The organism is Saccharomonospora sp. NB11, from assembly GCF_015910535.1.
Classification (GTDB): domain Bacteria; phylum Actinomycetota; class Actinomycetes; order Mycobacteriales; family Pseudonocardiaceae; genus Saccharomonospora.
This window is the reverse complement of sequence record NZ_JACBJG010000004.1, coordinates 42330-65247: the sequence shown is the minus strand read 5'-3', so window position 1 is coordinate 65247 and position 22918 is coordinate 42330. Positions and strand designations below refer to the sequence as shown.

At 70.3% G+C, this 22918-nt stretch carries 22 protein-coding genes; 13 read left to right on the top strand and 9 right to left on the bottom strand.

The window, feature by feature from the left end:
* Positions 1–14: 14 nt before the first annotated feature.
* Entirely contained in the window at positions 15–347 is a 333-nt protein-coding gene (locus JAV51_RS07045) for a type VII secretion target (RefSeq protein WP_197319842.1), read from the bottom strand.
* Positions 348–696: 349 nt separating this feature from the next.
* Here JAV51_RS07045 and JAV51_RS07040 point away from each other — a divergent pair, with 349 nt between their 5' ends.
* The 3 genes from JAV51_RS07040 (at position 697) to JAV51_RS07030 (ending at position 3141) form a co-directional block, all read left to right on the top strand.
* Positions 697–1530, top strand: a complete 834-nt coding sequence (locus JAV51_RS07040) for an SAM-dependent methyltransferase (RefSeq protein ID WP_197319841.1) — start codon at positions 697–699, stop codon at positions 1528–1530.
* Positions 1531–1538: 8 nt separating this feature from the next.
* Complete coding sequence (locus JAV51_RS07035) at positions 1539–2387, top strand: PhzF family phenazine biosynthesis isomerase (protein WP_307845761.1); 849 nt, start codon at positions 1539–1541, stop codon at positions 2385–2387.
* Positions 2388–2478: 91 nt separating this feature from the next.
* Positions 2479–3141 carry a GNAT family N-acetyltransferase gene (locus JAV51_RS07030; protein ID WP_231641564.1) on the top strand — a complete coding sequence of 221 codons (663 nt, stop codon included), beginning with the start codon at positions 2479–2481 and terminating at the stop codon, positions 3139–3141.
* Here JAV51_RS07030 and ligD read toward each other — a convergent pair.
* Positions 3119–4060 (bottom strand): non-homologous end-joining DNA ligase, encoded by a 942-nt coding sequence (gene ligD / locus JAV51_RS07025; protein ID WP_197320110.1) that lies wholly within the window; start codon positions 4058–4060, stop codon positions 3119–3121. The two genes, JAV51_RS07030 and ligD, sit on opposite strands and share 23 nt — an antisense overlap.
* Positions 4061–4273: 213 nt before the next feature.
* Here ligD and JAV51_RS07020 point away from each other — a divergent pair, with 213 nt between their 5' ends.
* Entirely contained in the window at positions 4274–6493 is a 2220-nt protein-coding gene (locus JAV51_RS07020) for a DUF6351 family protein (RefSeq protein WP_197319839.1), read from the top strand.
* Here JAV51_RS07020 and JAV51_RS07015 read toward each other — a convergent pair.
* The 3 genes from JAV51_RS07015 to JAV51_RS07005 are packed head-to-tail and all read right to left on the bottom strand — an operon-like array spanning position 6475 to position 10207.
* Complete coding sequence (locus JAV51_RS07015) at positions 6475–7497, bottom strand: glycosyltransferase family 4 protein (protein ID WP_197319838.1); 1023 nt, start codon at positions 7495–7497, stop codon at positions 6475–6477. The genes JAV51_RS07020 and JAV51_RS07015 overlap by 19 nt on opposite strands.
* Before the next feature lie 60 nt (positions 7498–7557).
* On the bottom strand, positions 7558–9630 hold the full coding sequence (locus tag JAV51_RS07010) for a glycogen debranching N-terminal domain-containing protein (RefSeq protein WP_197319837.1): 2073 nt from the start codon (positions 9628–9630) through the stop codon (positions 7558–7560).
* A 46-nt stretch (positions 9631–9676) separates the two neighbouring features.
* A complete protein-coding gene (locus JAV51_RS07005; RefSeq protein ID WP_197319836.1) occupies positions 9677–10207 on the bottom strand; it encodes a DUF2231 domain-containing protein in 531 nt (176 codons plus the stop codon).
* A 223-nt stretch (positions 10208–10430) separates the two neighbouring features.
* Between JAV51_RS07005 and JAV51_RS07000 the strand changes: the two genes are divergently transcribed.
* A complete protein-coding gene (locus tag JAV51_RS07000; protein WP_197319835.1) occupies positions 10431–10799 on the top strand; it encodes a hypothetical protein in 369 nt (122 codons plus the stop codon).
* 7 nt (positions 10800–10806) lie between these two features.
* Here the strand turns inward: JAV51_RS07000 and JAV51_RS06995 are convergent, their stop codons facing one another.
* Both JAV51_RS06995 and JAV51_RS06990 read right to left on the bottom strand, forming a co-directional pair.
* A complete protein-coding gene (locus JAV51_RS06995) occupies positions 10807–11775 on the bottom strand; it encodes a bile acid:sodium symporter family protein (protein WP_197319834.1) in 969 nt (322 codons plus the stop codon).
* Positions 11776–11854: 79 nt separating this feature from the next.
* Positions 11855–12970, bottom strand: coding sequence for an NAD(P)/FAD-dependent oxidoreductase (locus JAV51_RS06990; RefSeq protein WP_197319833.1), 1116 nt, complete (start codon positions 12968–12970; stop codon positions 11855–11857).
* A 142-nt stretch (positions 12971–13112) separates the two neighbouring features.
* Between JAV51_RS06990 and JAV51_RS06985 the strand changes: the two genes are divergently transcribed.
* From JAV51_RS06985 to JAV51_RS06960, 6 genes are all read left to right on the top strand, one after another.
* Positions 13113–13565, top strand: a complete 453-nt coding sequence (locus JAV51_RS06985) for an SRPBCC family protein (RefSeq protein WP_197319832.1) — start codon at positions 13113–13115, stop codon at positions 13563–13565.
* A gap of 50 nt (positions 13566–13615) precedes the next feature.
* On the top strand, positions 13616–15256 hold the full coding sequence (locus JAV51_RS06980; RefSeq protein WP_197319831.1) for an NAD(P)/FAD-dependent oxidoreductase: 1641 nt from the start codon (positions 13616–13618) through the stop codon (positions 15254–15256).
* 42 nt (positions 15257–15298) lie between these two features.
* Positions 15299–15787 (top strand): hypothetical protein, encoded by a 489-nt coding sequence (locus JAV51_RS06975; RefSeq protein ID WP_197319830.1) that lies wholly within the window; start codon positions 15299–15301, stop codon positions 15785–15787.
* A gap of 113 nt (positions 15788–15900) precedes the next feature.
* Complete coding sequence (locus tag JAV51_RS06970) at positions 15901–18162, top strand: xanthine dehydrogenase family protein molybdopterin-binding subunit (RefSeq protein WP_197319829.1); 2262 nt, start codon at positions 15901–15903, stop codon at positions 18160–18162.
* Between the two features lie 5 nt (positions 18163–18167).
* Complete coding sequence (locus tag JAV51_RS06965; RefSeq protein ID WP_197319828.1) at positions 18168–18638, top strand: (2Fe-2S)-binding protein; 471 nt, start codon at positions 18168–18170, stop codon at positions 18636–18638.
* On the top strand, positions 18635–19450 hold the full coding sequence (locus tag JAV51_RS06960; protein WP_197319827.1) for a xanthine dehydrogenase family protein subunit M: 816 nt from the start codon (positions 18635–18637) through the stop codon (positions 19448–19450). Before JAV51_RS06965 ends, JAV51_RS06960 begins: the two co-directional genes overlap by 4 nt.
* Before the next feature lie 54 nt (positions 19451–19504).
* On the opposite strand, the gene JAV51_RS06955 is transcribed toward JAV51_RS06960, so the two are convergent.
* On the bottom strand, positions 19505–19729 hold the full coding sequence (locus JAV51_RS06955; protein ID WP_197319826.1) for a hypothetical protein: 225 nt from the start codon (positions 19727–19729) through the stop codon (positions 19505–19507).
* A gap of 142 nt (positions 19730–19871) precedes the next feature.
* Between JAV51_RS06955 and JAV51_RS06950 the strand changes: the two genes are divergently transcribed.
* A complete protein-coding gene (locus tag JAV51_RS06950; protein ID WP_197319825.1) occupies positions 19872–20492 on the top strand; it encodes an L-threonylcarbamoyladenylate synthase in 621 nt (206 codons plus the stop codon).
* 4 nt (positions 20493–20496) lie between these two features.
* Here the strand turns inward: JAV51_RS06950 and JAV51_RS06945 are convergent, their stop codons facing one another.
* The gene (locus tag JAV51_RS06945; protein ID WP_197319824.1) at positions 20497–21471 is read right to left on the bottom strand and encodes a YafY family protein; all 975 of its coding nucleotides are present in this window, start codon (positions 21469–21471) and stop codon (positions 20497–20499) included.
* A gap of 81 nt (positions 21472–21552) precedes the next feature.
* Here JAV51_RS06945 and JAV51_RS06940 point away from each other — a divergent pair, with 81 nt between their 5' ends.
* The gene (locus JAV51_RS06940; protein ID WP_197319823.1) at positions 21553–22914 is read left to right on the top strand and encodes an FAD-binding oxidoreductase; all 1362 of its coding nucleotides are present in this window, start codon (positions 21553–21555) and stop codon (positions 22912–22914) included.
* Positions 22915–22918 lie beyond the last annotated feature (4 nt).

Sequence of the window (22918 nt, the reverse complement as noted above, 5' to 3'; positions counted from 1 at the left end):
ACGGGTCGCCGACGTCAGACGGTCTTGATGGCGGTGGCGTCGAGGGCCCGTTCGAAGCCGGTCATCGGGCGTTCGTTCGAGGAGTCGGCGTCGCGGTACGACTCGCCCGCTCGGCGGATGTTGTCCGCGAGCACGGAGACGCCTTCGGAGGCGGCTTCCAGGGCGGCGATGCCGTCGTCCTCCATGGGATTGATGATCAGAGGTAGGAACGCGCAGAGCAGCCCGTAGGCGCTGTCGTCCATGCTGACCGTGCGGGCCGCGTCGACGGCTGTGCCCAGCCGGTCGCTGATCCCGTCGAGGTGGCTGGCGTGTGCGACGAGGTCCTCGGGCACGACTTCGAACGCCATGAGATGTCTCCCCAGAAAAGACGTGTCGGGTGCGGCACCGAACGGCGCGACGCCCGGAGTGACACGATATCAGTGATCGGCCGGCCACTGATAGTGATCGGTGCCGATTTCTGCAGGTGTGGGCGCCGCAAATCGGGCAAGTAGGGCGTATAACGCCCTATACGCCGGGGCTCGGAAGCAAGTTCGGTCGCGATGACACCGATGGGGCATTGCTCCTGACGCGGCCGACGAGCGGCCGACGTGGCTCCGGCTGAGTGGTTTGTCCGGCCTCGGTGTGTGCATGCGGAGAGTGAGGCGGCACACTGTGGGCGTACCACATCATGATCTTGGGCAGAGGAGAGTGGGACGTATGTCGGCGAGCAACGCCGACCGGCTCGCTGAGTCGGTGAACAAGGTGTCGGTGGGGCGGGTGTACGACTACCTGCTCGGCGGGACCCACAACTACGCGGTGGACCAGGCGTTCGCCGAGGAACAACTACGGCTGTTGCCCGACATCCGCGACTTCGCCCGGTCGAACCGCGCGTTCCTGCGGCGGGCGGTGGAATTCGCCGTCGAACAGGGCGTCCGGCAGTTCGTCGACATCGGCTCGGGCCTTCCCACACAGGGCAACGTGCACGAGGTCGCCGACGAGGTCGCCCCCGGCGAGTGCCGCGTCGTCTACATCGACAACGAGCCGATCGCGCAGGCCCACGCCGAGATCCTGCTGGAGAAGACCGCCGACCCGGAGCGCCACCGGGCCATCGACGCCGACTTCTTCGACGGCGCGTTGTTGTGGCAGCGAGTGCTCGACACGGGCGTGATCGACGAGACCGAACCGATCGCGCTGCTCGTCGTGGCGCTGCTGCACTTCATGCCGCCGGAGACCAACCCGGGGCGGGTGCTGGCCTACTACCGTGAGCGGCTGCCGAAGGGGAGCCTGCTGGCGTTGTCGCACATCCACGTCGACCCCTCCGACACCGAGACCCTCGCGCTGTCGAAGAAGCTGACCGAGTCCTACGCGAAGAAGACCAACAGCCCGGCGATGCCGCGTCCGCGCGAGGAGATCGCCTCGTTCTTCGACGGCCTCGAAATGGTCGAGCCGGGCCTGGTGTGGTTGCCGCAGTGGCGTCCCTCCGGCGAGGACCCCTACAACGACGACCCCGCCCGGTCGCGCGGTCTGGCGGGCGTGGCCTGGAAGAGGTGAGGTCCGGCGTGTCTCCGACGGTGCTGCGATACGCGGCGTTCACCACCGATCCGGCGGGAGGCAACCCGGCGGGCGTCGTCGTCGACGCGGCCGGGCTCGACGACGCGCGGATGCGGGAGATCGCCGCCGAGGTCGGCTACTCGGAGACCGCGTTCGTCACGGGCGGGGACGAACGGCGGCGCAGGTTCGAGCTGCGCTACTTCAGTCCCCTCGCCGAGGTCGCCTTCTGCGGCCACGCCACCGTCGCCACGGCTGTCGAGCTGGGACGTCGACTCGGTCCGGGACGCCTGGTGTTCGCCACGCGCGCCGGTGAGGTCCCCGTCGAGGTGACGAGCGACGACACGGCGCCCCGGGCGACGCTGACCAGTGTGGAGACCTCGTCCGTCTCCGCCGGTGACACGGTGGTCGACGCGGCGCTGGCGGCGCTGCGGTGGGAGCGCGCCGATCTCGACCCGCGCTTCCCACCGCACGTCGCTTTCGGCGGCAACCACCACCTCGTCCTGGGCGTCCGCACCCGGTCCCGGCTCGCCGAGCTGCACTACGACGTCGACGCTCTCGCCGACCTCATGCGGGAGCAGGACTGGACGACCGTGCACCTCTTCTGCACCGGAGTGGACGGCACGTACCACGCAAGGAACCCATTCCCCGTCGGTGGTGTGGTCGAGGACGCCGCGACCGGTGCGGCCGCGGCGGCGTTCGGTGGTTACCTGCGGGCACTCGGTCTCGTCCCGGAGCCGACGTCCTTCCTCGTCCGGCAGGGCGAGGACATGGGACGGCCGAGCGAGCTGCACGTCACCGTGACCCCGGACGACGCGAGAGTTCGGGTGAGCGGTCAGGCGGTCGTCATCCCCGCCTGACGGTCCGTCGAACAGGTTCCGTTCGGCCGCCCGGCCGCGCAGCCCGCGCGGGTGGCGGCGTTCGTGGACTCGGTCTGCGACGCGGTCCCGCTTGGACGGACGACCGTGGGCACGTGAGCCGACCGCCGTCGGCAGGCCGGTGTCGGCGACGCTCGGCATGGTGCACACTGGCGGCGTGGTCTCCCCACCGTTGACTCCACCGTCGACGGCGCCGATGTTCGGCGACGTCCGCCTGCGGATGTTCGACGACCGTGACGTCGACATGCTGCGGGAGTTGTCGACCGATCCGTACGTCCCGACGATCGGGACGTTGCCCTCCCACGCGAGTCGGGACGACGCCCTCGCCTACCTCCAACGCCAGCGTCAGCGACTGCGAACCGGTGCCGGGTATCCGTTCTGTGTGGCCGACCGCGTCACCGACGAGGCGCTCGGCACGGCGGGGCTGAACTTCACGGCACCGGCCTCGGGCCGTGCGAGCGCGGGCTACAGCGTCGCTCCCCGACACCGAGGCCGCGGGGTGGCCGCGCAGGCGCTCGTCGCGCTCACCCGGTTTGCCTGGACGGTGCCCGGTCTCGCCCGGGTGGAGCTCTACATCGAACCGTGGAACGTCGCGTCCGTGCGCACCGCCGAGCGTGCGGGGTACGAGCGGGAAGGTCTGTTGCGCAGCCACCAGGAGATCGGGGGCAGGCGCGTGGACATGCTGCTGTACGCGGCGATCCGACCGTCGAACGTCAGTGGGAACGCGGGAGCGTGACCTCGCTCGGCTCGCGGTCCGGCCGCAGGCCCCGCCACGACGGATGCCGTAACCTGCCGTCCCGGGTCCACTGTCGGTGCTCGACCTCACCCACGTACACGGGTTCGACCCAGTGCGCGTGCCGGGAGGACTCACGGGGCACGGGTGTCGAGAAGGGACTCGACGGCCGTTCGTGCCGTCGGAGTCGGGTGAGCAGGTCCGCCAGCGCGGCGTCGGTGAAGCCGGTGCCGACGTGGCCGACGTACACGAGGTCGCTGTCGGCGTCGTAGGCGCCGAGCAGCAGCGCGCCCAGCGTGTCGGCCCGACGTCCCTCGCCCGTCGCCCACCCGCCGACCACGACTTCCTGGGTCTCGCGCAACGGAGTCTTGATCCAGCTTCGGGAGCGCATCCCCGGCCGGTAGGTGGAGTCGAGTCGCTTGGAGACCACGCCCTCCAACCCGTGTTCAGCGGCGACGCTCAGCAGCTCCGCGCCGGAGACCTGCGTGTAGTACTCCGGCGTGCGCACGGTCGGCGGTGCCGAGAGGTCGAGCGCGGCGAGGCGTTCGCGGCGCAGGTGGTAGGGCAGCTCGCGCAGGTCGGTGTCGTCGACGACGAGCACGTCGAAGACGTAGTAGTGCACGGGCGCGTCCCGCAGCAGGCGCGGGGTGGGGGCGTGGACGTGCATGCGGGACTGGAGCAGCCCGAAGTGGGGGCGGCCCGCCTCGTCGAGGGTGACGAGTTCCCCGTCGAGGAGAAGGCGGTGGCGGGTGAGGCCGGTGAGGGCGTGCAGTTCCGGATAGCTCGCCGTGACGTCGCGCAGGTTGCGGGAGTGGACCCGGACCTCGTCACCCGCCACACCCACGATCGCGCGGACGCCGTCCCACTTCCACTCGTAGGCCCAGTCGTCGCCCGACGGGACGTCGCCGGGCACGGCGAGCATGGGAGAGCAGGGCGGCGGAGGTGCCATGTCCTCATGCTCGACCGCCTCCGCCGCCGACGCATGCGCCGGGCCCGCCCGAGGGTGACCACCGATCGCGGGGTGTCGCGCTCGTGAGTCCTGTTGGCGGCAGACCGATGCGCCCGAACGCATCATTACGGAGAGAATTCGGTCGATTACAGTGCCAACGTCGACGCACGGGCAGGGGAGGGGCCGATGAGGCGAGGTGCGATGCGAAGAGCCGCCTCCGTGGCGCTGGTGGCCGCGGTGTCCACCCTGGTGATGCTCATGAACCCGCTCGGAGGTGAGGCGGCACCACGCGGTGAGCTCACGGTGCGGGTCCTGTCCGGTCGCGCGGACATGGTCACCGCCGGGGACGCGCTGTTGCAGGTCGAGGCGTCGCGCGAGGTGCCACTGCCGGTGGTGTCGGTGCGCCTCAACGGCCGCGACGTCACCGACCGGTTCGTCGCGGACACGCAGGCTCACACGCTCACGGGTCACGTCACCGGGCTGCGCGAAGGAGTCAACGTCGTCCAGGCGTCCGTGCCGGGACGAGGACGACCACGCACGGAACTTCAGGTCGTCAACCATCCGGCGACCGGGCCGGTGTTCTCGGGGCCGCACCAGCAACCGTTCGTCTGTGAGACGACGACGTTCCGGCTCCCCGTCCTCGGCGGCACGCTGGGCGAGCCGATCGACGAGGACTGCTCGATCGAGACCAGGGTCGACCACTTCTACCGCACCACCGGCAACGCGTTCGCGCCGTGGCCCGAGGGCACCACCGAGTATCCCGACGATCTCGCCTGGACCACCACGTCACTCGGGCGGCGCGTGCCCTACGTGGTGCGCATGGAGACGGGGACGCTCAACCGGGGCATCTACCAGATGACGGTGCTGCACGACCCGCTGCGGGAACCCGAACCCGGGCCTGGGGCGAGGCCCGAGGGCTGGAACGGTCGGGCGATCTACACGCTCGGCGGCGGCTGCACGCGCGGGTGGTATCGCCAGGGCGACACCACCGGCGGTGTCACGGACGACTTCATGCTCAGCCGCGGCTACGGCGTCATGTCCTCGTCGCTCAACGTCTACGGGGCCAACTGCGCCGACGTCACGGCGGCGGAGACGGCCATGATGGTCAAGGAACGTTTCGTCGAGCGCCACGGCCCGATCGAGCACACCATCGGGTTCGGGTGTTCGGGCGGGGCGTACCAGGCGCACCAGATCGTCGACAACTACCCGGGCATCTTCGATGGCATCGTGGTGGGCTGCTCCTTCCCCGAGGTCGGGTTCGGCACGGTCAACTTCATCACCGACGCGTGGCTGCTGCACGAGTACTTCACGCGCTCCGACCTCGACTGGACCGAGGAGCAGAAGCGGGCCGTCACGGGGTTCCTGCGGTACGAGACCGCGCCGAACGTCGCCGTGGGCGCGCGTCGGATCTCCCCGACCGCGTACTGCGACATGGTGCCGGTCGAGCAGCGCTACCACCCCGAGACCAATCCTCGAGGGGTGCGCTGCGGGGTGTACGACCACGCGGTGAACGTGTACGGGCGAGACCCGGAGACCGGGTTCGCGCGCCGCCCGCTGGACAACGTGGGTGTCCAGTACGGACTGAAGGCGCTCAACGACGGCGTCATCACCGTCGACGAGTTCCTCGATCTCAACGCGCGTGTCGGCGGGTTCGACGACGACGCGAACATCGTGCCGCGACGGACGGAGGGCGACCCGCAGGCCATTCGGATCGCCTACCGGACCGGTCGGCTCACCAACGGTGGAGGCGGGCTCGGCACCGTGCCGATCATCGACTACCGCGCCTACAGCGACGACCTGCCGAACGGTGACATCCACGTCCGCTACCACACGTTCTCGATCCGGGAGCGGCTGCGGGAGGCCAACGGTTCGGCGGCCAACCACGTGAGCCTGCTGGAGGACAACCGCTACGGCGGGTTCAGCACGCGGAGCCCGTTGCTGCGGAGTGCCGTCGTCGAGATGGACCGTTGGTTGACCACGTTGGGACAGGCAGGTTCGGCTCCCTTCGACGTGGAGGAGATCGCGGCCGCGAAGCCCGCGACGTTGCGGGAGGGCTGCTACTCACGCGACGAGGACCCGGTCTTCGTCGCGCAGCCCTTGGATCGCGATCCGGCGAGTGAGTGCGAACAGTGGTACCCGTCGGCGTCCTTCCCCCGCGAAGTCGCGGGGGAGAGCGTGCGAGCGGACGTCGTCAAGTGCCGGCTGAAGGCGGTGGACCCGGCGGACTACGCCGTCGAGTTCACCGATCGGCAGTGGCGGCGCCTGCGGGAGGTCTTCCCCGACGGGGTGTGCGACTACTCGCGTCCCGGTGTGGAGCAGCAGGGCCTGATGGGCACCTGGCTGCGGTATCCGGTGGTGGGGGTCGCCCACGAGACCGGGGACGCGCCTCAGAGCACGGATTCGTAGATCCGGGCGTAGCGGTCGGCCATCAGCTCGACGTCGAATCGCAGTTCGGCCTCCCGGCGGCAGTCGTGCGGGGAGAGTTCGTCGACCCGGCCGATCGCGTCGGCGAGGCCCTCGACGTCGTCGCACACGAAGCCCGTCCGGCCGTGGGCCACGACCTCGGGCACCGAACCGCGACGGAAGCCGACCACCGGGGTGCCGCACGCCATGGCCTCGACCATGACGATGCCGAACGGTTCCTCCCAGCAGACGGGGAAGACGAGGCAGCGGGCGCCCTTCAACAGCTCGGCCTTGCGGGCGCGGTCGGCCTCGCCGAGCCACTCGACCCCCGGCCCGAGCAGTGGTGCGATCTCGCGGTCGAAGTACGCCTTCTCCTCGGGTTCGCGGCACTTCGCGGCGATCTTGAGGTGGACGCCCGCGCGGCGGGCGGCGCTGATGGCCTGCGGGATGCCCTTCTCGACGCAGGCGCGGCCGAGGAACAGGACGTAGTCCTCCTTCTTCTCCTGGAAGGGGAACCGGTCGACGCGCACGGCGTTGTGCACCGTGCCGACCCAGTTGAGGTCGGGGGCGAGTCGCCGTTGGGCGTCGGAGACGGCCACGAGGTGCACGCTGTCGCCGAGACCGCGGTAGTAGCGGCCCATCTCGCCGTTCACGGGCCCGTGCGCGGTGAGCACGGTCGGCATCCGGCGGCCCCGGGCCATGAGAGGTCCGGCGAGGCTGTGGTCGTGGACGACGTCGGGGTCGATCTTCTCGATGATGTCGCTCAGTTCCGCCGCGTGGGTCACCTCGGGCAGCACCTGGCCGAGTCGGTCCTCGTTGGGCTTGTCGTAGGTGGGGACGAAGTCGGCGGGAGTGCCGTTGCGTCCCACGCCGACGAGCGTGAGGTCCGCGCCGCGGAGGGAGAGCTGTTCGATGAGATCGGCCGCCATGGCTTCGATGCCGCCGTAGGCGCTCGGGGGCAGTTCGAACCAGGGGGGCGCGATCATGGCGATTCTGGGTTGGCTCATGTTGGCCCCAATTCCCTGGGGGAGAAGGGACAAACGGCACGGTGTCGAAAGTACTTCGACCTAATGAACGATTTCGATCCCCGACGGCAGATGCCCGATCCGGACGTCGGTTCCCTTCGCCTCGATGGAAATGCGACTCCCGCCGAGCGGGACGTCGTCGATCAGTAACGCTCCGAACGATTCCGGTAACGCAGGGGAAACGCGGAGCTTGCGGTGGACAAGCGAGGGCTGGAACCGCAGCAGCGTGCGCAGTAGGTGCACGGGTGCGGCGGACGCCCACGCCTGCGGCGAGCAGGAGGTGGGGTAGGGCACGGGGGAGTCGTACTCGCTGCGGTCGAAACCGCACATGAGCTCGGGAAGTCGCCCGTCGAATGCCGCGGCGGCGTCGAAGAGGGCCACGGCGACGCGTTGGGCGTGTTCGACGAAGCCGTAACGCATGAGACCGGCGACGATGAGGGCGTTGTCGTGCGGCCACACCGAGCCGTTGTGGTAGCTCATCGGGTTGTAGGCGCCCATGTCGGAGGCGAGGGTGCGGATTCCCCAGCCGTTGAACATCTGTGGGGACAGCAGGGAATCGGCGACGGACGCGGCACGGGATTCGTCGACGATTCCGGTCCACAGACAGTGACCGATATTGGACGCAACGGAGTCGATGGGGCGTTTGTCGGCGTCGAGACCGAGTGCGTAACGACCGAGTTCGGGTATCCAGAATCGTTCGTTGAAGTGTTTCTTGAACGCGGCGGCGCGCTCGTGCCAGTAGCGGCTGCGGTCGTGGTCCCCGGTGCTCTCCGCGAGTTCCGCCCTCGCCACGAACGCGGCGTAGACGTAGCCCTGGACCTCGCACAGCGCGATGGGGGAGTGGGCGATTGTGCCGTCGGCGAAGTTGACGCCGTCCCAGGAGTCCTTCCAGCCCTGGTTGACCAGACCGCGGTCGGTGGCGCGGTGGTACTCGACGAAGCCGTCGCCGTCGCGGTCGCCGTAGGTGTCGATCCAGGCGAGCGCCCGGTCGGCGTTGTCGAGCAGTGCCTCGACCCGGTCGCGGCCGATGCCCCAGCGGCTGAGTTCGCCGAGCAGCATGACGAACAGGGGAGTGGCGTCCGCGGTGCCGAAGTAGATGTGGCTGCCGCCCAGGGCGAGGGAGGCGTCGGCGCCGAAGCGGACCTCGTGGAGGATGCGGCCGGGTTCCTCTTCGCTGTCCGGGTCGACTCTGGTGCCCTGGTGGTGGGCGAGGGTCTGGACGGTGCCGAGTGCCAGGGCCGGGTCGATGGCCAGGGACATGAGGGATGCGAGCAGGGAGTCCCGTCCGAACAGGGCCATGAACCACGGTGCGCCCGCGGCGATGGCGACGTCGTCGGGGTGGTCGGGGTTGAAGATGCGCAAGGCCCCGAGGTCTTCGCGGCTGCGTTGCAGGGTGTGCGCGAGGGCGCGGTTGTCGGAGTAGCGCAGCACCGGGCTTCCTTCGCGCCAGCGGCGCGCGAGGATGGCGGGCCGGGACTGCTCGACGGGTTCCTCTCGTGGGAAGAGGGGGACGATGGGGGTGCCGTCGACGACGGGCAACGCGGTGACGGAGGCGTACCACTCCTGTCCGGCGGGGACGGCGACGCGGAATGTGACGCGGTCGCGGGAGTACTCGGCGGTGCTGCCGTCGAGGGTCTGGCCGGTGATGCGCACGCCTCGACTGGAGGAGTCGAGGTACCGGGTGAGGTGCAGACCGGTGCCGGTGACCTCGACCGCGTGGTGGCCCTTGTCGCGGATGCGGCCCGCCTTGACCTCGAAGACGTCGGCGAAGTCGGCGGCCACGCGGACGCTGACCGTGCAGGTGACGTCGGTGCGTCCGTAGTTGCGGAGGATGAGGTCCTCGCGCATGCCGCCGCCGACGTAGCGTTCGCGGCGGACGAGCAGCGAGCTCTCGGTCGCACCTTCCCCGGAGTGGGCGCGACCGACGAACCGGGCGTGGAAGGGTTCGGGCACCTGCACGGTGATGGGCTCGACGGGTTTGCCGTCGATGCGGAGCTGCCAGCCGGACAGGATGCGGGTGTCCTGGTAGAAGGTTCCCTCGGCGATTCCGCCGCTGAACTCGCCGTCGTCGCCGCAGACGCAGAACGACGTTCCGTGGACGAGGGTCACCGCCATGCCCGGACCTCCTCGGCGTGGTCGTACGGGATCACGTCCGCGGGGATCAGTGCTCGGGGCCTTCCTGCCACTCGTACACGCCCGCTCCGAGGGCGTAGGACAGGTGACCGCCGAGCGCGCCGCCCGTGGCGACCGCGGCGAGCCCCAGTGCGCTCCAGATCATTCCTGCCTTGTGCGCGCCCCGGGACCGGCAGCGGTGCGACGTAACGTAACACGCCTGAGCTGCGGCGACGGCCGTCAAGTGCAGGAGCCCGACGCGTCGTTGCACCGTGGACAGTCGGGCGAACTCCGCCAGTCCGGTGACGGCTGCGGCCGGAGCGGTGAGGGAGCCGATGGCGATGAGGCGGCGCGCGGCGGCGTGGTCGCCGAGGGCGTCGAACGCGGCGGAGCACACCCACGCGCCGATGGGCACGGTGACGAGGAGGGGGTGTGCGGGGTGGCCGATCCAGGAGCCGCGCAGTGCTCTGTCCAGGGCGCTGTCGTCGAGGACGCGGCGGAGACGGTGGGCGAGTGCCTCCGCCGGGCGGTCGACGCGGTCGACGGATTCGGAGTCGCGGAGGAGTCGTGGAAGCTTCATCTCGGCTGTGGTACCCGCTGCGGCGGGGGTCAATCCGGGCTTTCGGCGGTGACGGGTCGGCCTCGGCGCTGGGCTACTTCGGTGACGGTGCGTGCGGCGTGCTCACGGAGCGAGGTTGACCGGATCGTGTGAACTGTATAACGGCCTATACGCCAGGGCGTTGAGGGACGGTGTCGCCCGACCTTCGACGTATCGTCCCGTTCCCGACGGGGTAGACAACGGCATGGGGCTGGAGAACGTCTGGGTCGCGACGCTCACCGACGGGCTGGTTCGCGCCGACTTCGTCGCCGGTGTCCAGACACATCAGACGCCCGCTCTGACGGGCAAACCGTCGCGGTGGCTGCTCGACATCACGCTCGCCGTCCCCGCGGGTAGTGGGACGAAGGACGGGTGGGAGGTCTCCGACCTGCATCGCACGCTCGCCCAGACCGACGCCTATCCCGGGCGTGCCGTGGAGGAGCTGGCGCGCACGCTGGATCGGCTGCGGCGGCAGGACGCGGCGGGCATCCTGCGCACGCGCGTCCGCTACGAGGAGCTGAGTTTCGAGTTCTCGCCGTTCGTCGACGAGGACGGTGCGCCCTCCGACCGGTGAGCGCCGCTCACGCGGGGGTCGACTCTTCCTGCTCCGCGGTCGCGGGTCGCCGCGCCCAGAAGCTCGCCAACACCGAACCCGACACGTTGTGCCAGACGGAGAACAGTGCGGCGGGCAGGGCCGCGAGCGGGGCGAAGTGCGCGGTCGCGAGGCTGGCGGACAGCCCGGAGTTCTGCATGCCGACCTCCACGCTCAGCGCCCGGCAGACGCTTTCGTCGAGGCGCGCGACCTTGCCCGTGACGTAGCCGAGCAGCAGGCCGAGCCCGTTGTGCACGATCACGGCCGCCACGAGCAGGAGTCCGCTGGTGGCGACGACGTCGGCGTTGGCACCGACGACGCCCGCGACCACGACGACGATGCCGGTGACCGACACCAGGGGAAGGTAGGGCGTCACGCGTTCCACGAGACGGCCCGCGAGCGCGCGGACGACGACGCCCGCCACGACGGGAACGAGGACCACCTGGACGATCGAGGTGAACAGGTCGCCGAAGCCCACGGGGAGGTCCGATCCTGCCAGCCACAGCACCCACAGCGGGGTGAGCAGTGGGGCGAGCAGGGTCGCGACGGAGGTGAGGGTGACCGAGAGGGCGACGTCGCCGCGGGCGAGGTAGACGATGACGTTGGAGGCGGTGCCTCCGGGGGCGGCGCCGACGAGCACCATGCCGACCAGGAGCAGACCGGTGAGGCCGAAGATCCAGCTCACGGTGATGGCGAGCAGCGGCATGATGACGAACTGGGCGCACAGGCCGAGGAGGACGGCCCACGGGCGGCGCAGGACGAGCGCGAAGTCGCGCAGCCGCAGGGTGAGGCCCATGCCGAACATGATGATGCCGAGCAGCACGGGGACGGCGTCGGCGAGGCCGGCGGTCTGGTCGGGCAGTGCGAGCCCGATCAGACCGCCGATCAGGACCAGGACCGCGAACCAGCGGCCGGCGAAGTCGGCGAGTGTCGCTACCGGACCGCGTCGGGTGCTCATGGTTTCCCTTCGACGTCGCGACGGCAGGTGCCACACTCTACGGCGCTCGTCGGGGGTGGTGAACCGGGTGCAGCGCGGATCACCCCAGCATCGCGGCGAACGCGGGGTGGCGTTCGACGAGGACCGTGGCGCGCACGATGAGTTCCTTGTAGAGGGCGGCGAGTCGGCCGGTGAGGACGGCGCGGGTGGGGGTGTCGTCGCGGTGGACGAACTGGACGAGCGCGTCGTAGCGGCCGAGGCTGATGCACTGGTTGAGGTAGCGGAAGCGCAGGGGGCGGGGTGGGCGTCCGTCGAGTCGGGCGCCGATGACGTCGGCGAGGTGGGCGCCGGAGGGTAGTCCGGTGGCGCAGGCCATGCGGAGGGTGAGTCCGTCGCGGGTGCGCAGGGCTGCGGCGTCGCCGATGGCGTGCACGCGGGGGTGTGAGACCGATTGGAGGGTCGGGTCGACGACGACGCGGTCGAGATGGTCGACGGTGAGGCCGCTGCGGGCGGCGAGTGGGTAGGCGCGGAAGCCGGTCGCCCAGACCACGACGTCGCTGTCCAGTCGGGTGTCGTCGGTGAGGTGGAGGCCGTGCTCGTCGACCCGGGTGACGGGGTGGTGCTCGGTGATGTCGACGCCGAGTGCGGTGAGGGTGGTGCGGATGTGGTGGCGGCCTCGGGGAGAGAGGCAGGGGCCGAGCGTGTCGTCGGTGACGAGGCGGACGGTGAGGCGGGGGAAAGTTTCGGCGATCTCGGCGGCGGTTTCGATGCCGGTGAGGCCGCCGCCGACGACGGTGACGGTGGCGTGGTCGGGTAGGGCGCGGAGCCGTTGGTGGAGGCGGTGTGCCGAGGTGGAGTCGGCGACGGAGTGGGTGTGGTCGCGGACGCCGGGGACGCCGGCGTCGTCGTGGGTGCTGCCGGTGGCGAGGACGAGCAAGTCGTAGTGGTGGTGGTCGCCGGAGGCGGTGTGGACGGCGGTGTCGTCGAACGCGGTGGCGGTGTCGGTGACGAGGGTGAGGTCGGTTCCGGCGACGAGGTCGGCGAGGGGGAGGTCTCGCGGTGGTCGTCCGGTGGCGTGTTCGTGCAGGCGGACGCGTTCGACGAAGCGGTCGGAGTCGTTGAGGAGGACGACGTCGGTGTCGCGGCGTCGGGTGAGTTTGAGTGCGGCGAGCAGGCCGGCGTAGCCCGCGCCGATCACGACGATCCTGGTGCTCATGGTTCCCCCTTCGGTCGATGGTGGTTGTCGTTGCGGTGACGAGGGGCGCGGCTGGGGTGTGACAGGGCGGGGTCGTGATCCGGGTCACGGGGAGTCAAGAGGTCGTGGTGCGGGTACTGCGCTTTCCGTGGAGGTGGGTCGGATGATCGAGACGAGTCGGGTGATGCCCGCGGGGCCGGAGCGGGTGTTCGCGGTGTTGGCGGACGGGTGGAGTTACGCGGGTTGGGTGGTCGGCAACGCGCACATTCGGGACGTCGACGAGTCGTGGCCTGCCGAGGGCAGCCGGATTCATCACAAGGCGGGGGCGTGGCCGGTGCAGGTGCCGGACGTGTCGACGGTGACGGAGGTGGAGCCGGGGCGGGTGATCGAGTTGGACGCGCGGTTGTGGGTGTTGGGGCGGGCGCGGGTGCGGGTCGAGTTGGAGCCGGTGGGGGAGTCGAGTACGCGGGTCACGATGTCGGAGGAGGCGACGGACGGGCCTGCGAGGTTGTTGCCGTCGGTGGTGCAGGCGTTGTTTTTGAAGCCGCGGAACGACGAGGCGTTGGCGCGGTTGGAGGACATCGTGGTGCATCGCGGTCCTCGTCGGGACGGCTGAGTGGTGGAAACGCCGAGGTGGGGTCGGGTGCGCGTGTAGGGTCCGGGCCGATGGGTACGCCAGAGGCCGTGACGGTTGCGGGGTCGGGGCGCGGTGTGGACGACACGGTCGACGCGGTGGTCGTGGGGGCGGGGCAGAACGGGCTGGTGGCCGCGAATCTGCTGGCCGACGCGGGGTGGGACGTGTTGGTGGTGGAGGCCACGCCGTTCGTCGGGGGTGCGGTGCGGACGGCGGAGTTGACGGAGCCGGGTTTCCGGCACGACGTGTTCAGCGCGTTCTATCCGATGTCGGTGGCGTCGCCGGTGATGCGTGGTCTGGACCTGGAGCAGTACGGGTTGCGGTGGTGTCACGCTCCGGCGGTGTTGGCGCACGTGTTCCCGGACGATCGGGCCGTGGTGTTGTCGCGGGACGTGGCGGAGACGGTGGAGTCGGTGTCGTCGTTCGACGTGCGGGACGGCGACGTGTGGCGGGAGCAGCTCGCCGAGTGGTTGCGGGTGAAGGAGCCGTTCCTGGAGCTGCTGTTCACGCCGTTTCCTCCGGTGCGGGCGGCGGCGCGGTTGGCGCGGGTGTTGGGGGTCGCGGACGGGTTGCGGTTCGTGCGGATGATGGCGACTCCGGTGAGCGTGTTCGGGCGGGAGCATTTCCACGGTGAGGGTGCTCGGTTGTTACTGGCGGGCAACGCGCTGCACACCGACCTGGGGCCGACCGCGACGGGGAGTTCGGTGTTCGGGTGGTTGCTGGGGATGCTCGGGCAGGACGTCGGGTTCCCGGTGCCGGAGGGTGGTGCGGGTGCGCTGGCGGAGGCGTTGGCCACGCGGTTGCGGACGCGGGGTGGTCGGATCGAGTGTTCGCGTCCGGTGACGCGGGTGCTGGTGGCCGGTGGGCGGGCGCTGGGGGTTCGGGACGCGCACGGCGGGGTGGTGCGGGCGCGTCAGGCGGTGCTGGCGGACGTGCCCGCGCCGGTGCTGTATCGGGAGTTGGTCGGGGAGGAGCAGTTGCCGTCGCGGTTGGTGTCCGATCTGGAGCGGTTCCATTGGGACGACTCGACGGTGAAGGTGGATTGGGCGTTGTCGGGGCCGATCCCGTGGAGTAATCCGGTGGTGTCGCGGGCGGGCACGGTGCATCTGGACAACGATCTGGACGGTTTGATCCGGTACAGCGCGGAGTTGTCGACGGGTCGGGTGCCGACGGAGCCGATGCTGGTGTTGGGGCAGATGACGACGAGTGATCCGTCGCGGTCGCCCGCGGGTACGGAGGTCGCGTGGGCGTACACGCACGTGCCTCAGGGGGTGGAGTGGGACGCCGACCGGTTGGGGCGGTTCGTGGACCTGGTGGAGGCCGTGGTGGAGCGGCACGCGCCGGGGTTTCGGGGGTTGATCCGGCGGCGGCACGTGATGGGTCCGGCCGATTTGCAGGAGCGGGAGCCGAGTCTGGTGGGTGGGGCGATCAACGCGGGGACGGCGGCGTTGCACCAGCAGTTGGTGTTCCGTCCGGTGCCGGGGTTGGCGCGGTCGGACACGCCGGTGGATCGGTTGTTCCTGGCGGGGGCGTCGGCGCATCCCGGTGGTGCGGTTCATGGTGGGCCGGGGGCGAATGCGGCGAAGGCGGCGTTGGCGCGGTCGGGTCGGTTCCTCGGTGGTGGTTACGGGCGGGTGATGCGGTCGCTGCACGCGAGCCTGTACCGGGAGTGAGGCGTGGGGTGTCGGATCGGGTCTGGTGGGTACTCGGCGGCCATGCTCGGCTCGGATGATCTCGTTTTCGTGACCTATCTCAACGATCACCACGCGGCCGCGGTCGGTGGGGCGGAAATCGCGCGGCGGTTGGCGTCGGGACAACGTTCGTCGGCGCATGCGGCGGAACTGTCCGCGGTGGCCGACGAACTCGCCGACGATTTGCGGACGTTGCGGCGTGTGATGGCCGATGTGGAGGTTCCGGTTCGGGCCTACAAAGCCACGGCGGCGTGGGTGGTGGAAAAGCTGGGTCGGTTGAAGTTGAACGGTCGGGTGGTGGCGCCGTCTCCGTCGAGTCCGGTGTTGGAGCTGGAGCTGATCGCGATGCAGGTGACGGGCAAGGTGGGGTTGTGGCGCAGTTTGCTCCTCCGGGCCGATCGCGACGGTCGGCTCGATCCGGAGGAGTTGGAGGAGCTCGGCGCGCGGGCGGAGCGGCAGCGGGAAGCGGTGTGGCGGTTGCATGACCGGTTCGCGGAGGTCGCGTTCGCCTGATCCGGCGAATTGGTGTCATCCGCGAAATTCAATGTGACTTGTCAACATGTTCTTGGCTTGCCCGGTGCTTCTTCGGCATGATCGTCGCCGGAGTCGTAGTGGGAGGCATTTTTGTGAGCATCGTCGGAACCAGGGTGGTCCGCGTCGAGGACGAGAAACTCATCACGACGGGCGGCACCTACATCGACGACCTTCGCGAGGACGCGCTCACCGGCGCCGTCCACGCCACGTTCGTGCGGAGTCCGATCGCGCACGCGACAGTCACCTCGATCGACACCTCGGAGGCGGAGGCGTCGCCCGGTGTGGTCGCCGTGTACACGGCCGCTGATCTTGATCTGGAGCCCGGTCGTGCGGGGCCGGTGGCGCAGCCGTGGTTGGCCGACGGGGTGGTCCGTTACGTCGGGGAGCCGGTGGCGGTGATCCTCGCCGAGCACCGTTATCAGCTCGCGGACGCCGCCGAACTGGTCGATGTGGACTACGAGCCGCTCGATGCGGTCGCGGACGTCGACGCGGCGGCGACCGACGAGGTGGTGCTGCACCCGGAGCTGGGTACGAACGTGGTGCAGACCCATGGTGGTGACTTCGCCGAGGACACGTTCGACGACTGCGAGGTGGTCGTCACCCGGACCATCGAGAACCAGCGGGTGGCTCCGGCACCGTTGGAGGCGCGGGGCGCGGCGTGCGCGTGGGGTGAGGACGGTCGCCTGACCGTGTGGTTGTCCACGCAGAACGCGCACCTGGCGCGGTCGGCGGTCGCGAAGGGACTGGGTGTCGAGTCGTCCCGGGTGCGGATCGTCACGCCGGACGTCGGTGGTGGTTTCGGGGCGAAGATCGGCTCGGACCCCGAGGCGGTGGTGCTGGCGTGGGCGGCGCGGCGGAGTGGCCGTCCGGTGCGCTGGTCGGAGACCCGGTACGAGAACTTGACGGCGATGACCCATGGTCGCGCGCAGCGGAACACCGTGACGATCGGTGGGCGTCGGGACGGGACGGTGCTGGCGTTCCGGTTGGAGGTCGTGCAGGACGCGGGCGCGTATCCGCGGACGCTGTATCTGCCGACGTTGACGGAGATGATGGCGTCGGGCGTGTACCGCTTCCCGCGTGTGGAGGCGGGAAGCCGGGCGGTGGTGACCAACACGACCCCGATCGGCGCGTACCGCGGTGCGGGCAGGCCGGAGGCGACCGCGGCGGTGGAGCGGGCGATCGACCTGTTCGCCGCGGAGATCGGGCTCGATCCGGCGGAGGTGCGGCGCAAGAACGTGATTCCGCCGGACGCGTTCCCGCACACGACGCCGACGGGCGCGACGTACGACAGCGGTGACTACGGCGCGGCGCTGGAGAAGGTGTTGGCCGCGGCGGGGTACGAGCAGTTGCGGGAGGAGCAGGCTCGGCGGCGCGCGGCGGGTGATCCGGTCGCGTTGGGGCTGGGCATGTCCACGTACGTCGAGATCACCGGTGGTGACGGGCGTGGTGACAGCGGTCGGGTGGTGATCGGCCAGGACGGCACGGTGACCGCTTACACGGGGGTGTCGCCGCACGGTCAGGGCATCCACACGACGTTCGCGATGCTGTTGTCGGATCGGCTCGGTGTGCCGATGGAGAAGATCACCGTGCGGCACGGCGACACCGACGAGGTTCCCAAGGGTGTGGGGACGATGGGGTCGCGGTCGTTGCAGTACGGCGGGACGGCGGTGCGCAAGGCCGCGGACGCGGTGATCGAGAAGGCGCGCCAGTCGGCGGCCGACGAGTTGGAGGCCGCTCCCGAGGATTTGGAGCTGGACACGTCCGCCGGAGAGTGGCGGGTGCGGGGTGCGGCGTCGGCGGGGTCGGTGACGTGGGCGCAGTTGGCGGAGCGGCACGGGGAGTTGTCCGCCGACGTGTGGGCCGACGAGGTGGCGCCGACGTTCCCGTTCGGTGCGCACCTGGCCGTGGTGGAGGTCGACACGCTCACCGGGAAGGTGACGTTGCGGCGGATCGTCGCGGTGGACGACGCGGGCCCGGTGTTCAACCCGGTGACCTTCACCGGGCAGCGGCACGGTGGGCTCGCGCAGGGTGCGGCGCAGGCGTTGTTGGAGGTCATGCACTACGACGCCGACGGCAATCCCACGACGGCCACGTTCGCGGACTACTCGTTCCCGACGGCGGCCGAGTTGCCCGACTTCGAGTTGGTCGAGATGGTCACGCCCACCGACCGCAACCCGCTCGGGGTCAAGGGTATCGGTGAGTCGGCGACGATCGGGTCGACGCCGGCGGTGCACAACGCGGTGGTGGACGCGTTGGCGCACCTCGGGGTCACCCACGTCGACATGCCGACGACCCCGTTGCGGGTGTGGGAAGCGATTCGCCAGGCAAGGACGCAAGCAGGGAAGGCGGACTGACAGCGTTGCGCGTCACGATCGAGATCAACGGAAAGACGGTCACCGAGGAGGTCGAGGACCGGACCCTGCTCGTGCACTTCGTGCGGGACGTCGCCGGGCTCACGGCCACCAACGTCGGGTGTGACACCACGTCGTGCGGGGCATGCACGGTGTTGCTCGACGGTCGTTCGGTGAAGGCGTGCACGGTGCTGGCGGCGCAGGCCGACGGTCACGCGGTGACGACGCTGGAGGGGTTGACCGGGGACGACGGTGCGCGGCATCCGTTGCAGGAGTCGTTCTCCCGGCAACACGGTCTCCAGTGCGGGTTCTGCACGCCGGGCATGATCATGGCTGCGGCGTCGCTGCTGGAGGAGAACCCGAAGCCCACGCGGGAGCAGGTGCGGGAGGGGTTGGAGGGCAACCTCTGCCGGTGCACCGGTTACCAGAACATCGTCAACGCGGTGATCGACGCGTCCGGTCAGGAGGTCGAGAAGTGATTCCGGCGTCTCTGCGGTACCACCGGGCGAGTTCGGTGGACGACGCGCTCGCGGTGTTGGCCGAGCACGGTGACGAGGCGAAGCTGTTGGCGGGCGGGCATTCGTTGCTGCCGCTGATGAAGCTGCGGCTGGCGGCGCCGGAGGTCGTGGTGGACATCGCCGGGTTGGGCGAGCTGTCGTACGTGCGGCTCGACGGTGACACGGTGGCGATCGGGGCGATGACCCGCTACTGCGATCTGGAGCGGGACCCGGTGCTCGTCGAACACGCGCCGCTGCTGGCGCACGTGTCCGGTGTGGTGGGTGACCCGCAGGTGCGGCATCGGGGCACGATCGGTGGTTCCGTCGCCCACGGTGACGCGGCCGCCGACCTGCCCGCCGCGCTGCTGGCCGCGGACGCGTCGTTCGTGGTGCGGGGCCGTGACGGTGACCGCACGGTTGCGGCGAAGGACTTCTTCCTCGGCCCGTTCACCACGGCGCTGGAGGCCGACGAGGTGCTCACCGAGATCCGGGTGCCCCGCAGCGAGGCCGGGTGGGGTTTCGAGAAGTTCACGCGGCGCGCCATCGACTGGGCCGTCGTGGGGGTTGCCGTGTCGGGCCGCCAGGTCGCTCTGATCAACATGGCGGGCACGCCTGTGCGGGCCGAGGCGACGGAACGGGCGCTCGCCGACGGCGCGTCGGTGCCGGAGGCGGCGGCGTTGGCGGCCGAGGGGACGAGCCCGGCCGACGAACCGCACGCGACGGCCGAGTACCGGGAGCATCTCGCGCGCGTGCTCACCGAGCGGGCGTTGGTGCAGGCCGAGCGGCGTTCGTGACCCGTGGGTGTGCTCGGCCGCGTGCGGTGGGGCCGAGCACACCGGGGCGGGTCGTCACTGTCGGGTGTTGCGGCGCTTCCACAGGTAGAGGGCGTAGGCCACCCAGAACGCGAGCGCGGAGCCGAGCATCAGGATGCCGAAGAACCACATCCACCCGTTGGGTTCGGTGGCCACCAGAGCGAACACGAACACCGCGATCGCCAGGACCGTCATGAACGCCACCGACAGCAGTCGTCGTGGGGACAGGTCGACCTGAGGGCGTTGGGGTTGTTCGGTCATGTGGCCACATTCTGCCAGTGACCGGGGTTCGTGAGGTCGGGGTGGGGATCATGTCGACCGTGGGGTCGTCCGAACTACACGGTCGTCGCCGGTGGGGCCTCGGTCGGTGGCCTTTCCTGCCGGGAGCCCCTAGCCTGGGGCCGTGGCGAGGTATGTGGACGTGCATCCGGTGAATCCGCAGCCGCGGGCGATCGCGCAGACAGTGCGCACCTTGCGGTCGGGCGGTGTGGTGGTCTATCCCACCGACTCCTGTTTCGCGCTTGGTTGCGTACTGGGCAACAAGGAGGGGATGGAACGGATCCGCGACATCCGCAAGCTGGATCAGCGGCATCACTTCACGTTGGTCTGCCGTGATTTCGCGCAGCTCGCGCAGTTCGTCCACCTCGACAACACGGCGTTTCGGGCCATCAAGTCGGCCGTGCCGGGCCGGTACACGTTCATCCTGCCCGCGACGAAGGAAGTGCCCCGCCAGTTGGCGCACCCGAAGAAGAAGACCGTCGGGGTGCGCATTCCCGATCACGCGGTTGCGCAGGCGCTGGTGGCGGAGCTCGGTGAGCCGATCGTGTCGAGCACGCTGCTGCTGCCGGGCGAGGAGGACCCGTTGACGCAGGGGTGGGAGATCAAGGAACGCCTCGACGCGGCGGTGGACGTGGTGCTCGACTCCGACGACTGCGGGGTGGAGCCCACCACGGTGGTCGACTTCTCCGAGGGCGCGCCGGAGGTCGTGCGGGAAGGCGCCGGGGACCCGGAGCGGTTCCGCTGAGCCGTCACCAGCGGTCGCGGGCGGTGCGGAGGCGGCGCGCGACGTCGTCGGTGGTGTCGGTGATCGTGACGTCGGCGTCGAGGGCCGTGATCATCGCCGCGTAGACGGCGACCAGTTCGGGTGATTCCGCGGTGAGGTGCACCGTGCACGTCGTGGCGTCGACGGGGTTGATCTGTCCGGGCACGGTCGTGAACAGGCGGCGGCGGACCTCGTCGGCGGGCAGTGACACCGTCAACGTCGCCCGGTGTCGGTAGCGCGCGGCGGCGAAGGAGCGTGCCACGTGGGTCGCGGGGTCGGGCGCGGGCAGGGTGCGTGCGGTGAAGCGGCGGCGCGTGGACGTGGGTTCGGTGAGGCGGTCGACGCGGAACGAGCGCCAGTCGTGGCGGTCGAGGTCGTGGGCGACGAGGTACCAGTGTCCTCGCACGGTGACGAGGTGGTGCGGTTCCACGCGGCGGGTGCTGGTGTGGCCGTCGCGGCCGACGTAGTCGAAGGTCACGATCTCCTGGTCGTGGCAGCAGGAGGCGAGCACGGCGAGCACCGTGGGGTCCACGCCGGGGACGTCGGCGGGGGCGGGGGACCACGCCACGCTGGTGCGGCCGATCGCGGCGAGTCGTGACCGGAGTCGGGTGGGCAGCCCGCGTTCGAGCTTGGCCAGGGCGCGCACGGCGCTGTCGGTGACTCCGGTGACTCCCGTGGTCCCGGCCGCGGCGGCCGCCACCAGTCCGAGCGCCACCGCGACGACCTCGTCGTCGTCCAGCAGCAGCGGGGGCAGTGTCGCGCCGGCGGTCAACCGGTAGCCGCCCGCGGTGCCGGGGGAGCTGTGCACGGGGTAGTCCAGTGCGCGGAGCCGGTCGATGTCGCGGCGCACGGTGCGCACGGTGACGCCGAGCCGGTCGGCGAGGTCGGCGCCTGACCATTCGCGTCGGGTCTGTAGCAGCGACAGCAGCCGCAGCAGCCGCGACGGCATGTTCTCCCGCATCGCCAATACCTCCTCACCTGCTTTCATTCTCGTGGTCGTCGAGGACAGTCCGTGTCCGCAACGGCTTCTAGCGTGGGGGCCATGACCGACACGACTTCTTTTGTGGCTGAGCTGTCGAGCCGGGTCCGAGGGCGGGTGTTGACCGCCGACGCGGACGGCTACGACGTCGAGCGCACGGGTTTCCAGCGGTGGGAGGCGCACCGCCCGGCCGTGGTCGTGGCCGCGACCTCCACTGACGATGTGCGTGAGGCGGTGGGTTTCGCGGTCGCGCGTCGGATGCCGTGGACTGTGCAGGCCACCGGGCACGGCCACACGACACCGATCGAGGGGATGCTGATCACGACGCGTCGGATGAACGGCGTGCGGGTCGACCCTGTCCGCCGCGTCGCGTGGGTGGAGGCGGGGGCGACGTGGCGGGAGGTCATCGACGCTGCTGCGCCGCACGGCCTCGCGCCGCTCTCCGGTAGCTTCCCCGACCTGGGAGCCGTCGCGTACACGGTGACGGGCGGGGTGGGGTTGCTGGCCCGCCGCCATGGGTTCACCTCCGACCACGTGCACCGGTTCGACGTCGTCACTCCGGACGGGCGGCTGCGGCACGTCAGCGAACACTCCGAGCCCGAGCTGTTCTGGGCGTTGCGCGGCGGAGGTGGCCGCGTCGGGGTGGTCACGGGCATGGAGATCGAGCTGGTGTGCGTGACCCGGCTGTTCGGGGGCAGTCTGCTGTTCGACGTCGCTCAGGTCTCCGACGTGCTGGAGGTGTGGGGGAGCTGGACCGGGGAGGTGGACGACGACCTGACCTCCGCCGCGACCGTGTTGACTTACCCGGATGTCGCCGGGGTGCCGGAGCCGTTGCGGGGCCGCTCGGTCGCTCACCTGCGTGTCGCGTACTGCGGTTCCGCCGACGAGGGGCGCGCGGTGACGCGGCCGCTGCGGGAGATCGGGCCGGTCCTCGCCGATACCCTCGGCGAACTGCCCTACCCGGAGTCGGGTTCGATCTTCGACGAGCCGGAGGAGCCGCACCCGTACCGGGGCGACAACCTGGTGGTGCGGGAACTCCCGCCTGAGGCGTTGCCCGGGTTGACGGCCGCTGCGGGCCCGGACGCGCCGGTGTTCACTGTGGTCGGGGTGCGGCACCTCGGGGGTGCGCTCGCGCGTTCGCCGCGGGTTCCCAGTGCGGTGGGGCACCGGTCCGGTTCCTACCTGGTGTCGGTGTTGTCGCCGGTGTCGGAGACCGACGAGCGGGTGGCGCGCCGACACCACGATGCGACGTTGGCGCCGTTCATCGAGGTGGCGCTCGGGCGGCGGCTGGGGTTCGCGTTCCGGCCGTTGAGCGACGAGGAACTGGCGGGTGCGTTCGATCCCGGTGACGATGCGCGGCTGCGGCGGATCGCGCGTGAGCTGGACCCGCACGGTCTGCTGCGCATCGGTCACGGGTCGCGGTGAGGAC